This window comes from Rothia sp. CCM 9419, from assembly GCF_048512815.1.
Lineage (GTDB): Bacteria > Actinomycetota > Actinomycetes > Actinomycetales > Micrococcaceae > Rothia.
Genome location: NZ_JBLXXY010000001.1, coordinates 398,818 through 411,655 on the forward strand (window position 1 = coordinate 398,818; position 12,838 = coordinate 411,655).

Here is a 12,838-nt window from a genome sequence, read left to right on the forward strand (position 1 = left end):
GGTACGTATTTCTATAAAATAGGTGAATAGAAAAAGAGGGGAAAAAGCGCCCCCGACTCATCACGATGAGCCGGGGGTGCTTATACAGAAGACAAGGACTATAGTCCGAAGAAGCGAGAGAAGAAACCTTTCTTCTCTTGCTGTTCTTTACGTCGTGGACGACGTGCCTCTTCGTGCTGTTCTTCTTCAAGATCTGGAGCAGAACCTGCAACACGGAACGCACTTGGACGTTCTTCTTGCTCTGATGTATCAGCATCATCAACAGGTTCTGTTGCCACAGGACGTTCTTCTTCTGTGTCGCTGATAATTTCTTCGTCTGCAATTGCAGAAGTTGTAATGCGACCAGGCTGAGCATCCTCTTGAGGATCTTGATCGTAAGGCTTCTCGGCATGAGGGTAAACACGATCGGTGGTGACGACGCCTTCAACCTCTTCGATTGTTTCTTCAACTGTCTGTTCAGAAGACTCCTCAAGGGTCTGAGGTAGTTCATGCTCTTGAACAGTCTGTGCCAACTGGTCTTGAGCCTCGCGTTCTGCTTGCTCTTGAGCAGCTTTCTGCTCTGCTTCACGGGCAGCAAGCTGTGCAGCAGCCTCGGAAGCGGCAATACGCTCAACTTCTTGGCGTTCTGCTGCAGCCTGTTCACGTAACGCAATTGCTTGAGCTGCGCAACGGTTAAGCTCTGCAGAATCGACAACTGGCTCAGCTGCTTCAATACCTGAGATTTTTTGGCCGTCAAACCAGAGACGAAGTGCACCATCAGTGGTCGTGATAACAGCGGTTGCCTCAGTGTCCCAAGCAATATGAGCGCCGCGTAGACGAGCATAGGAGTCTACGGCACGCTGATGGTTAACAGCAGTATTGGTCTGGAGGGCTTGAGCCATGACTCGTCCCATACGATTAATCGTTGGAGCCTCAAGCTCTAAGGCGTCACCGTCGAGAAGAATCCACGCTTTAACACCTGCACCAGCAGTAACAGGGTAATGAGCGTAAATGCCGGTGAGGGCTTTAGCGGCAAGAGTCACCTGGCGTGCAATACCCTCAGTGAGTGGAAGTTCATCTGTGGTCAGCTCACCTATAGAGTGCTGCGCTCCCGACTCTCTTGTCTGAATAGCTGCCGAAACTACAGAATCGGGGAAATGTCCCAGTTCTTGCCATGACCAAATCCAAGAACCGCGGTTTTCTGATTCAGTTCCTAAAAGATATGGTGTGAGTTTGACCGAGCTATCAGACTGGAGGGTGAAAGACGGAGCTGAAAAGTCCACAGACCACTCAGATCCGCCACTGAGCTCGGCTAGGCGTGCCTGGTATTCGGTGGAAATAAAGATTGATTCGTCAATCAAATCCTGCAGTGTTTTAGTCATGTGCTTAAGGCTAGCAAAAATTGTGTCTACTGAACCCCTATTTTTGGTATTTATCTCTGCAAGAACCAGTGTTTTCATCATTTTTTAGAAAGAGAAACACAATTATGAAGAATATCTGACATATATGGATAAACACCTACGGGGTGTCACCACCACCGCCCCATACTGAAAGAGTACGCAAGAACACTCCATTATGAGGGGAATTGTCCCCATTTTAAAAATCTTATGAAGACTCAACAATGAGTAGATTCCGTCAAAAAGAGAAAAACTACTCAAAACATTGCTTTAATAAATGAGATAGAGAAACTTTAAAGGCAAGGAATACGAACTTCCCCTATCGGTATCACCTGCGCACTGAGCAAGAAAGACCACCTATGACGAACACACCTCGTTTTCGCAGAGAAGAACGCCCTGCGAAAGTTCAAGAAGCTCTCACCCGTATTGGTAGTTGGCTTCTGAACACGGTTAAAACCGAACCAGGGTGGAACGAACTTGTTTTTGACATTAAACCGTTAAGCGGAACCATCTTTGCTCGTATTACCGAAACGCGTGATGAACAAGATTACGTTGGCAGTGTTGGGCCCATTAAAGAAGATTCCATCGTCATTCCTGAGATTGAAAACCTGCAACACGCTGCCTACGATGAACACGAAGGTACATGGTTTACTGCCACCGTTATTGTGACTGCAGAGAACTGGCCCGAACCTGACTATCAGATAGGGGCAGCCTATAATCGTCAAGATGAGCCTCAAGACTGGGAGGGGGAGGGGCGCATGTCTCGCCAAGACGTGCGATATCACCTCGAGCACTTCCCTCGGCATGCAAGCCAGATTCCACAATGGGCACAATTGCGCTTATCAGGGCGACTTAAAAGAGACCACGAACCCAACACGGACTCTTGTGAGGTTCCTAACCCTTACCTGAGCGAAGCTCTGTCTCAAGCTCGAGGCAAAGAACGCAGTGACGCGACGGTAGTTAACGTGTTAAGAGCTTCTTTAGGTGGGGACTTCCTTCTAGATATTAGTGATTCAACTTTCGTTCCTGCTGGCTCCCAAAAAATAGGCCCACGTTCAACGATTCGTTATCGTGTGCTTCGCCTTGCCAACGATATGCGTGCCCTATGCCTTTATTCCAGCTCCGAATATGTCAAGGAATTTCATGCGCGCTTTACAGAATCATCTTCTGAACCAGAGATTCTTCGCGAGCACGCGTTCAAGGTATATCTTGACTTTTTAGCTGATAAAACCTGTGATGTGGTTGTGATTGACCCAGGCACTGAACACGAAACATTTATTGAGAAACCGCAGGTTGCGTGGGTGTTGAGCACTCCACATAATATCCACGTTAAAAGTGCTTTATTAGATGGTGATATGCAACGTCTACTAGCGGCGCTCACGGCACCCAGCTCCGTGCTGTTGATGGGGGTAAGAGCCGGAGAAGAGGCCCCTCTCTTCGTTCCTGTTCCTGAAGGGCAAGAACCTCAGACGATGTTGGTATTTACCTCGGCTGCAGAGGTGGCTTCAGTTGATCCTCAATTACAGGTGCGTTCTGCTCCTGCCATGGAGGTTCTCGAATTTGCTCAATCTTTGGGTGCTGATGGTGTTCGTATTAACGCGTTGAGTCCGTCAGCTACGTTGCCGATGGCTCAGATTCAAGAGTTGCTCGAGATTGTACGTTCGGCTCAACATATCAGTAATTAGCGCGTGATACCGCTCTTTTGGGGACAAAGCATATACCATCATGCTAGGTCAAAAAAATGACAATTAAAAACTATTAGGGGCGGTTCGTGGAGAGTATACTAAGGTGGCTAGGCATAACATGTTTTCGTCACTCAAAACTCGTCGTCATTGTTTGGGCGCTCATCTTAGGCGTCGCCGGTATTTTTGCGGCAACTTTCTCTCAAGGTGCTCAAAGTAACTATGCTATTCCCGGTGCCACATTCGAAAAAGTTAACGAAAAACTTCACCATGCAATACCAGAAGCTGGCACTAGCTCTGCTTCTATTGTGCTTTCTCGACGCGACGGCAAACCCATTGATTACCAAGAACGTCAGAAGATTCGCCAACTATCTCTTGAAATAGCAGATCTCCCCGAAGTCGCTTCAATCTCAAACCCCTTCGAACAGCAAGAACGTTTAGACGATGGCGCTGAGCTACTAGCACAAGGCACACAACAGCTCACACACGCTAAAGAAGAGCTCGCACAAGGACAGCAAGCCCTCGCTGGGGCACTTTCACAGCTTCCTGACTCGTCACCCGAATGGATTGTTCAAAACGCCCCTGAGCTTGCTCAACAGCAGCAACAGCTAGAACAAAGCCGTGACCGTATCAAAACGGAAGAACAAAAACTTGCTGAAGCTCAACGAGAACTCAACCTTGCCAACGGCGAACGAGTTCTCTCCAAAGAGGGCAATATTGCACTTATCACCCTCACCTTTACCGAAGACGTCCAAGCGCTCTCTAGCGAACAACGTCAAAAAATCTTCGACATCTTCAACACCCTAGAAAACTATGGAATTGACGTCGACTACAGCAACGAACTAGCCCAAGATGTCTCTGGGGTCTTTGGCGCCTCAGAAACTATCGGTCTTATCGTCGCAGCCATTGTTCTACTAGCCACTTTAGCGTCTGTGATTGCTGCTGGTCTTCCTGTGCTAATTGCGCTAGTAGGCTGTGGTGTTGGAGTGCTACTAGTCTTTGCCAGCACACTCATCATTCCCATGACCTCAACAGACCCAGTTCTCGCGTTAATGCTCGGGCTAGGTGTTGGTATCGACTATGCATTGTTGATCATTCATCGACATCGAGAATTCCTCGCTGAAGGAAACACACTCATCATTTCAGCTGTTAAAGCTAATATGACCGCTGGGCATTCCGTCGTATTTGCTGGTGCAACGAATATCGTTGCTCTATCTGCGTTGAGCCTGACAGGTATCCCTTTCTTGAGCATTATGGGGCTAGCTGGCGCTTTCACTGTAGGCGTTACTGTACTGGTAGCAATTACTCTTACCCCAGCGTTATTGGCTCTTGTCGGTATGCGTATTCTCTCTACACAACAACAAAAGACCTTAGGGCAGGGGCAGCCCCAACACACTAAAGAAGAAAAGCTTGTGAAAGCTGAGCGCGGATGGGGCGCATTCGTGACTCGACATCCTGTTATGATGACCGTCTTATCATTGACTCTGCTTGGACTAGCAATTATCCCTATGGGAACGCTACGCCTTGGGCTACCGGACGGCTCATATCAGAGTCAAGATAGCACCGCATACCGAAGCTACGAAAAAATTGCTGACACTTTTGGACCTGGTGCAAATGGCAGAATCTATGCTGTGGCAACAACGCCTGTAGGCACAGATACGGCTGGCGCTCATGCTATTGGCGTTGACGTTGCCGAACATCTCAAAATATCTGGTATTCGCTCCGCGGCAGTATCAGCCATTAGCAAAGACTCTTCAGTTGTCGTAGTGGCGTTGACTCCTGAAACTGGCCCTGCCGATGAACAAACAGTCTCAACAGTTCATCAGCTACATAAGGATTTACCACAGGTAGAGAACCTGACTCGAACACAAATCGGTTTAAGTGGGCAGACCGTTGCCAACATTGAAATATCTGATCGTATTTCTCAGGCAGTACCCCTATACCTGACGGTTGTCTTGCTATTGTGTCTACTCATTATGACGGTAGTGTTCAAATCCTTACTCATACCGCTAATGGCAACCGTCGGATTTTTAATGTCTACCTTGGCTGCTTTTGGCGCCGTCGTATTGGTATATCAATGGGGATGGCTGGGAACACTCTTTGGTGTCACTCATGCTGGACCAATTCTTGCCTTTTTACCGATTCTTCTGGTGGGCGTACTTTTTGGGCTCTCTGTGGACTACCAAATTTTTATTGTTTCAGGAATGAGAGACGCTTATCGTGAGGGCTTCACCGCTCGTGAAGCTGTCAAAGTTGGTTACACTCAAGGCGGCAAAGTTGTTACGGCTTGCGGAGTCATTATGATTTCTGTATTCGCAGGTTTCGTATTCTCTCACCTGACGGTTGTTCGTCCTATCGGTTTTGCTCTAGCTATTGGCGTGGCAATGGATGCATTCTTGGTACGCACAACCTTTATCCCCGCAACAATGCATCTGCTGGGTGAAAAAGCATGGTGGTTACCAGCATCTCTCAAGAAGGTTCTGGGAACGGCAGAAGTTACGTCACAGAGCTTTGAGAATCTCGACGAATACGTACGAGAAAATAAACCTCGACATCTCAAGAGCTAGATTACCGGAAGAAGTTTAGCCTGCCGATAGATTGTGTCAAGGACAAGGCCCTTGGCTCTTACTGCAAGCTCAATCGTCTTGGTTGCGAAAACAAAAACGACCATCTAGCGTCAACAAGAACTACCAAAACTACAAGTTAAACTAAGGAGTGGCTGTCACAAGAATCATCTTGTAACAGCCACTCCTTTTACCCTAAACCGTTAGGGTGAGTACCAGAGCTTAGCTCATCTGAGCAATCGCTTCACGAACACGTGCTCCAAGTTCTTCATGAACAGAATCCCAGTACTTCAACGCACGTTCGCGAATATCGTCATTGCGAACTGCGCCAACGTGTCCAGCGATGTTAGAAACGAGACGTGCACGTTCCTCATCGTTCATGGTTACAGCGTACAAAGAGCGTGCCTGACCGAAATCATCGTCTTCTGCGTGCAAGGATGCTGCTGCACGAACAAGCTCACCGTCTGCTTCCCAAGAACCTTCGCCTGCACGTTCAGCATCAGCGTGAGGGCCACCTAGGCTGTTTGGTGCGTAAGAAGGTACTGATGGGTCGTTGAAGCTGTAACGCATAGTTCCATCTTGAGAATAGTTATTGACGGGTGCCGCCTTTGCAGAGTTAACAGGTAGCTGAGCAAAGTTGGTGCCAACACGGTAACGGTGCGCATCTGGGTAAGAGAAGATACGTCCGAGCAACATTTTGTCGGGAGATGCTGCGATACCGGGAACGAAGTTTGAGGGGGAGAATGCAGCCTGCTCAATTTCAGCGAAGAAATTCTGCGGGTTGCGGTTGAGAGTAAGAGTACCAACCTTAACCAGTGGGTAATCAGAGTGTGGCCACACCTTGGTCAAGTCGAAGGGGTTGAAACGGTAGTTTTTAGCATCTTCATAAGGCATGATCTGAACATGCAAAGTCCATGATGGGAATTCTCCGCGGTCAATGGATTCGAAGAGGTCACGACGGTGGTAGTCAGCGTCTTTACCTGCGAGTTCTTCTGCTTCTTGAGCAGTAAGGAAGTCATTGCCTTGGTTGGTCTTGAAGTGGTACTTCACCCAGAAGCGCTCGCCTTCAGCGTTAATCCACTGGAAGGTATGGGAGCCGAACCCGTCCATGTGGCGTAGGGTCTTGGGGATACCGCGGTCGCCCATCAACCATGTGACTTGGTGTGCTGATTCAGTGCGAAGTGACCAGAAATCCCACTGCATGTCGTTGTCACGTAGACCGGTTTGGGGTAGACGCTTCTGAGAGTGAATGAAGTCTGGGAACTTGATAGCGTCGCGGATGAAGAAGATGGGGGTGTTGTTGCCGACGATGTCGTAGTTACCCTCAGTGGTGTAGAACTTAACGGCAAAACCGCGAGGGTCACGCCAGGTATCAGGTGAGCCTTGCTCTCCCGCAACAGTGGAGAAACGTACGAGAGTTTCGGTTTCTACGCCGGGCTGGAAGAGTGCTGCGCGGGTGTATGCGGAGACGTCTTCAGTTGTTTTGAAAACACCGTATGCGCCGGTTCCTTTAGCGTGGACAACACGTTCGGGTACGCGCTCGCGGTTGAATTGTGCGAGCTTTTCTACGGTGTATGCATCGTGAAGAACGATAGGGCCGTTGTTACCTACAGTGAGGGAATTGTTGTCGGAGGCAACGGGTGTGCCTGTGGTTGTAGTGGTAAAAGTTCCGATAGTTTCGGTCATGACTTTTCTTCCTTTATTTTTGTGAGGTGTTGAGAGGGCCGTATGTGGGGAAGGCCCTCTCTGTTCCTGTTGTGTGATTAGTGTGTGTGAAGTTCTGCTGCTTGGCGTTGTTGTTCTTGTGCCACGGAGCGTTCTTGCTCTGTTTGGCAGTCTTGGCAGATTCCTTGGTAGAGGACGTCTGCTGAGATTAACGCCATCCCGTGGTGGTCACTGGGTGTGAGACACGGGGAAGCACCTATTGCGCAATCAACATCTTGAACTTTTCCGCATCGGATGCAGAAGGCGTGGTGGTGATTGTCTGCAGTACGTGTTTCGTAGAGTGCAGGTGTTCCAGGCGGTTCGAATTTGCGGAGCATATTGATACTGACGAGGTCTGCAAGGATGACGTATACAGACTGGACAGTGATAGTTGGTAGCTCTTCTCGGACGGCTGCAACAATATCTTCTGCGGTAGCATGCGGGTGCTTATGTGCTGCTACGAGTACCGCTAGGCGTTGCTTTGTGACGCGACGGCCTTTGGTGCGTAGCGTTGCTGTCCATGCTTGTGTGAGTGATTCTCTGTCGAGGGTCTGCATGGTGTGATGCATAAGGTCACCTTTCATGGTCCACCTGAGTGTTTTATTCTGACTATTTCATAATAGCAGATATGACTTACTCATAATAGCAGATATGACTTACTCATAATAGCAGATATGACTTACTCATAATAGCAGAATGAGAAAAAAGTTTCCCAACGCGAAGTTTTCCGCTGAAAACAAGAAAATCTAAAAAACTTTTTTCTCTATTGCACCTAGTCACAAGCATTATTTTAGTGGGGCAGAATTTTTTTGGAAAGTTTTTTATTTTTTCGCGTCACGATTTGCCCCTCAATCGCTCTTAATAAGTGACGGCGTAAAAACCGTTGAATCAGCAAAGAACGATGTTCGGGTCGCAGCAGACACAGAGTCTGTACGCACCGGCGGTTACGAATCGATTCAGAGTGGAATAACTTAGGGAAGCCACTTGCTAAAACTTTGCTGAAAACAGTAAAGGCGCTGCACGCAAGCTAGAGTCTTTGCATACGAAAAGGGCTGCAATGTCGGAATATCTTTAGGGAACCGAGATTGTTTATCACATAACAAATAGTAGGTATCTGCATGGTAGGGCATGTAGTTTAGGGAATACCTACTCATATGGTGAGAGAACTATGAAAAGTTCTCTCGCCAACACTGTAAAGACCACCGGCAAGTTTGGGCGTCATAGTAGGGAATGATGCGCTTGCCGGTGGTTGTGTTACTTAGACTGTATTTGCCGTAATATTTAGGTATAATCTAGGTACTTTATCTAAAATGGAAACTTCACATACGGTTTATTTTCCCCCAGCTAAATGCCTTAAGTACTGGTGGAAAAAAGCCATCGTTTTCAGCGCAACAAGATTTGGCGTGTCTGCGCTGCACTGAAATGCAGGAAACTGAACATGCAAAAGCAACATACTTTTAGCACCCCAGAAGAAACTGACGAGTTTCTTCTATCGCTCGTTCGCGATGGAGATATTGAGGCCTATAGCAAGCTCTATAGTCGTTACAACTCCATGGCGAAAGCTATTGCTTTTAAACATACTTCAGACTCTCACCGTGTAGACGACATTGTCTCTGAGAGCTTTGTGCGAATCCTGCACGCACTTGAAAATGGAAAAGGCCCCCGCACCTATATGGGAGGCTATCTTGCCACAACCATCGCCCACTTAGCAGGCGAATATGGGTTATTGTCTCAACGCGAAGTGCCTAGCGAAGAAGAACACCTTGAAGCAATGGGCACCCTTGATGAAACCGTTGTTAAACTACACGAATCAGACGACGTAATTTCTGCTTTTACCTCGTTGCCTGAACGATGGCAGACCGTCTTATGGCTTACTGAGATTGAGGCAAAAAAACCTCAAGAAATTGCTTCTGCCATGAACCTCTCCCCGAACGCTGTTTCGGCGCTATCCCTCCGCGCTAAAAATAGCCTTAAAGAAGGCTTCCTTCGCGCACATCAAAACACTCCTAAAACGGCGGACTGCAAACGTTTTTCAAGTCATATCAGCTCATACGTTTTAGGCTCATTAACACAAAAACGTAGTGACGCCTTACGCGGACACCTTGAAGCGTGCTCTCACTGTACTGGTGAATACCTCTCCCTTGTCGATGTCAGCAAATCGATGCGTAGTTGGGTTTTCCCTGTTCTTGCCGGTCTTTCTGTCTGGGGTACAGACGGGCTCGCAATCATTGCGCCAACCTTCACCGCTGCCGCTGGCGGTACTGCCGCTGGTGCAGGACTTATGGGCTCCTCAGCTGCGGCAGCTAGTGGTAGCGGAGCTTCTGGCGCTGGAACTCTCAATTTTCTCTCTCCCAAGACATGGGGGACTAAAGGTCAAGCTGCGGCAGGTGTTGCTGCCGCGACAGTAGCAACAGTTGCTGTCGCTGGAGGTTTCCTTGCTTCGACTCAACAAGCCTCTATCGAATCTCAACGGCCGGTTGTTAGCGCTGAAGGTATCACTTCTGCCCCCGCACAAGCACCTGTACCTGATGTTTCTGAACCTCAAGAAAAACCTGCAAAACCAGCAGAACAGCCTCAATCTTCTGCTTCTAAAGAAGAAAAACCACAGCCTGCTACAGAGCAACCAAAACCTGCATCAAAAACTACGGCTCCTACGTCGGAACCTTCTACATCTAACGCAAGTGTGCCTGAAGTCGCTCCAGCATCGCCAGCTACTGAAAAATCTTCACCTGTTAAAGCTGTTGCACAGGCCCCGCGTGTTGTTGATGTTCCACCCCTTGAACCTGTTGTCACTGAAGCTCCTGTAACACAGCCTGCTTCTTCTACAAAGGTGCCAGCACCTCCGGTTGTTCAACAGGCAAAGGTTGAAGAGCCGAAAACTTCACCTCAAGTTATTACTACTAGCACTCAAGAACCTGCGAGCATCAATGCTGTGAAGACAGCGGATGTTGCTCAGCCTGTTGCTGCGCAGGGAGACTCTGAACCTGGAGTTGTACCCGTGATTGAGGGGGAGCATAGCGCGAAGGTCGCTGATCCTGAGCCTACAGATTCCCATGAGCCTGATGGCTCGGGGACTGTTGCTGGTAATAGTGAATGGGCTACTCGATCCGCTAAAATTGACGACACCTCTGAGCCTGTTATTCAGCCAGCTGAACCATCCGAACCAGCTGAACCGACTGAACCGTCAGAATCAACCGAGCCATCCGAGCCATCCGAACCAGCTGAACCAGCTGAGCCAAACGAACCGACTGAACCAGCTGAACCATCCGAACCAGCAGAGCCAAACGAACCGACTGAACCGACTGAACCAGCTGAACCAGCAGAGCCAAACGAACCGACTGAACCGGTTGAGCCAGCAGAACCAACCGAGCCAGTTGAGCCTGCTGAACCGACTGAACCTGCAGAACCGACTGAACCTGCAGAACCGGTTGAACCTGCCGAACCATCCGAACCAGCAGAGCCAAACGAACCAGCTGAACCGACTGAACCGTCAGAACCAACCGAGCCATCCGAGCCATCCGAACCAGCTGAACCAGCTGAGCCAAACGAACCGACTGAACCAGCTGAACCATCCGAACCAGCTGAACCATCCGAACCAGCAGAGCCAAACGAACCGACTGAACCGACTGAACCAGCTGAACCAGCTGAACCAGCAGAGCCAAACGAACCGACTGAACCGACTGAACCAGCTGAACCAGCAGAGCCAAACGAACCGACTGAACCTGCAGAACCGGTTGAACCTGCCGAACCGGTTGAACCTGCCGAACCATCCGAACCAGCAGAGCCAAACGAACCGACTGAACCGACTGAACCGACTGAACCGACTGAACCAGCTGAACCAGCTGAACCAGCTGAACCAGCTGAACCAGCTGAACCAGCTGAGCCAAACGAACCGGCAGAACCAGCAGGCCCTGGTGCATCCTATGAAGATGACGAAAGAAGCGGTGGAAGCGGCGACGGCTACTGGCGACCTGAAGCAGGCGATAACTTCTGGGACGGCAACGAAGACAACAACACCCCGACTCAACCAGATGACACCGTGCCGCCTCCGTATTACGGGCTTATTCCACAACCTATTAGCGAAGACGAAGACACTGGAACACCCGAAGAAAACCCTCAACCTGAAACAGGAGAACACGAAGGGGAAGACAGCATTGTTCCCGGATGGTACAGAACTGAGGCATACCGTCAATGGAGTCGTAGCATTCCTTGGGATGACTTTGGGAGAACTGACATTCCAACAAACATGCAATGCGTGTTGAACTACACCGTATTTGGCGACCCTGCAGAGAATATCTATACCGATATCGTGTGGATGCCATCTGCTGTGCTTAACTCCGAATACACCTATTACGTCCTCGCTGCGTTCTATAACGTCCGTGAGATTGAATCAATTTCTTGTCTCGATAACGCGACCAGCGTCGGTTCAAGAATCTAACTCTCCTAAGATGGCGGTGTTCTCTTGCGCTTGCAGGGAACACCGCCATCTTTTGAGAAAAAATCAATAAATTATTCAGGATTTCCATATATTCTTTGAAGAAAAGAAGACTACAAGGAATGAAGAATATGCATAGCCACCACAACGGACTCAAGACCTCTGTCCTCATGGGGTCAATGGTTGGGTTCCTGCTCTTTGTCGGTTATCTTCTCTCATCAATGATGAACAATAGTGCGTTTATCTGGATATTCGCGCTGATGAGCGTCGGTAGCGTAATGTACACCTACTGGAACTCTGCCACTGTTGCTATTCGGTCGATGAATGCCTATCCTGTGACTCGTGAACAAGTCCCTGGGCTGTACAAAATTGTTGAAGAGCTCTCTGCAAAAGCAGGGCAACCTATGCCAGCTTTATATGTTGCCCCGACGATGACTCCTAACGCTTTTGCGACAGGACGCAACCCTCAGAACGCGGCAGTTTGTTGCACCGAAGGCATTTTGCAACTTTTAGATGAGAGAGAAATGCGCGGTGTCCTCGGACATGAATTAATGCACGTGTACAACCGCGATATTCTGACCAGCTCTGTCGCTGCAGCTATTGCTTCTGTTATTACGTCTATCGCTCAATATCTGGGTTTTGCCGGAATGTTTGGGGGAGGAAATCGCGAAGGTCGCGGGCAGAACATGCTTGTAGCTTTACTTCTATCCTTCTTAACTCCTATCGCTACTGGTGTGATTCAGATGGCTATTAGTCGCACTCGTGAATATGATGCTGATGAAGACGGCGCTCGACTTACTGGAGACCCTCTTGCGTTAGCTTCTGCTTTGCATAAATTAGAACATGGGGTGAGTCGATACCCGATGTCTGCTGAGAATCCTAAGGTAGTTAATACTGCGTCAATGATGATTGCTCAGCCTTTTAGAGGAGCTGATTTACAGCGACTTATGGCAACACACCCACCGATGAAAGATCGTATTGCTCGCCTTGAAGCGCAGGCTCGTAGTATGGGGCAACTATAAAATATTTGGTATAAAACCTCATAAAAAGAGTGGTGGGGCAGCAAAAAATAAGTTG

Annotated in this window: 7 protein-coding genes; 4 read left to right on the forward strand and 3 right to left on the reverse strand. The window is 48.8% G+C overall.

Features of this window, described 5'->3' with window-relative positions:
* Positions 1 to 98 precede the first annotated feature (98 nt).
* Positions 99 to 1,361 (reverse strand): DUF6882 domain-containing protein, encoded by a 1,263-nt coding sequence (locus ACN08W_RS01960; RefSeq protein ID WP_419102610.1) that lies wholly within the window; start codon positions 1,359 to 1,361, stop codon positions 99 to 101.
* Between the two features lie 374 nt (positions 1,362 to 1,735).
* Between ACN08W_RS01960 and ACN08W_RS01965 the strand changes: the two genes are divergently transcribed.
* Complete coding sequence (locus tag ACN08W_RS01965; RefSeq protein WP_419106574.1) at positions 1,736 to 3,061, forward strand: SseB family protein; 1,326 nt, start codon at positions 1,736 to 1,738, stop codon at positions 3,059 to 3,061.
* Positions 3,062 to 3,147: 86 nt separating this feature from the next.
* Positions 3,148 to 5,625, forward strand: coding sequence for an MMPL family transporter (locus ACN08W_RS01970; RefSeq protein ID WP_419108651.1), 2,478 nt, complete (start codon positions 3,148 to 3,150; stop codon positions 5,623 to 5,625).
* Between the two features lie 219 nt (positions 5,626 to 5,844).
* On the opposite strand, the gene ACN08W_RS01975 is transcribed toward ACN08W_RS01970, so the two are convergent.
* Together ACN08W_RS01975 and ACN08W_RS01980 are read right to left on the reverse strand one after the other, a co-directional pair.
* On the reverse strand, positions 5,845 to 7,308 hold the full coding sequence (locus tag ACN08W_RS01975) for a catalase (RefSeq protein ID WP_419108652.1): 1,464 nt from the start codon (positions 7,306 to 7,308) through the stop codon (positions 5,845 to 5,847).
* Between the two features lie 77 nt (positions 7,309 to 7,385).
* Positions 7,386 to 7,895: a Fur family transcriptional regulator gene (locus tag ACN08W_RS01980; protein ID WP_419100927.1), complete on the reverse strand. Its 510-nt coding sequence runs from the start codon at positions 7,893 to 7,895 to the stop codon at positions 7,386 to 7,388.
* A gap of 869 nt (positions 7,896 to 8,764) precedes the next feature.
* On the opposite strand from ACN08W_RS01980, the gene ACN08W_RS01985 reads away from it, so the two are divergent.
* Positions 8,765 to 11,764: a sigma-70 family RNA polymerase sigma factor gene (locus tag ACN08W_RS01985; RefSeq protein WP_419108653.1), complete on the forward strand. Its 3,000-nt coding sequence runs from the start codon at positions 8,765 to 8,767 to the stop codon at positions 11,762 to 11,764.
* Positions 11,765 to 11,892: 128 nt separating this feature from the next.
* A complete protein-coding gene (gene htpX, locus ACN08W_RS01990) occupies positions 11,893 to 12,783 on the forward strand; it encodes a zinc metalloprotease HtpX (protein WP_419108659.1) in 891 nt (296 codons plus the stop codon).
* The last annotated feature ends 55 nt before the right edge of the window (positions 12,784 to 12,838 follow it).

Coding starts and splice junctions, on each gene's coding strand:
- ACN08W_RS01975 (WP_419108652.1), bottom strand. CDS start 7,308: ATGACCGAAACTATCGGAACTTTTACCACTACAACCACAGGCACACCC.
- htpX (WP_419108659.1), top strand. CDS start 11,893: ATGCATAGCCACCACAACGGACTCAAGACCTCTGTCCTCATGGGGTCA.
- ACN08W_RS01980 (WP_419100927.1), bottom strand. CDS start 7,895: ATGCATCACACCATGCAGACCCTCGACAGAGAATCACTCACACAAGCA.
- ACN08W_RS01960 (WP_419102610.1), bottom strand. CDS start 1,361: ATGACTAAAACACTGCAGGATTTGATTGACGAATCAATCTTTATTTCC.
- ACN08W_RS01985 (WP_419108653.1), top strand. CDS start 8,765: ATGCAAAAGCAACATACTTTTAGCACCCCAGAAGAAACTGACGAGTTT.
- ACN08W_RS01965 (WP_419106574.1), top strand. CDS start 1,736: ATGACGAACACACCTCGTTTTCGCAGAGAAGAACGCCCTGCGAAAGTT.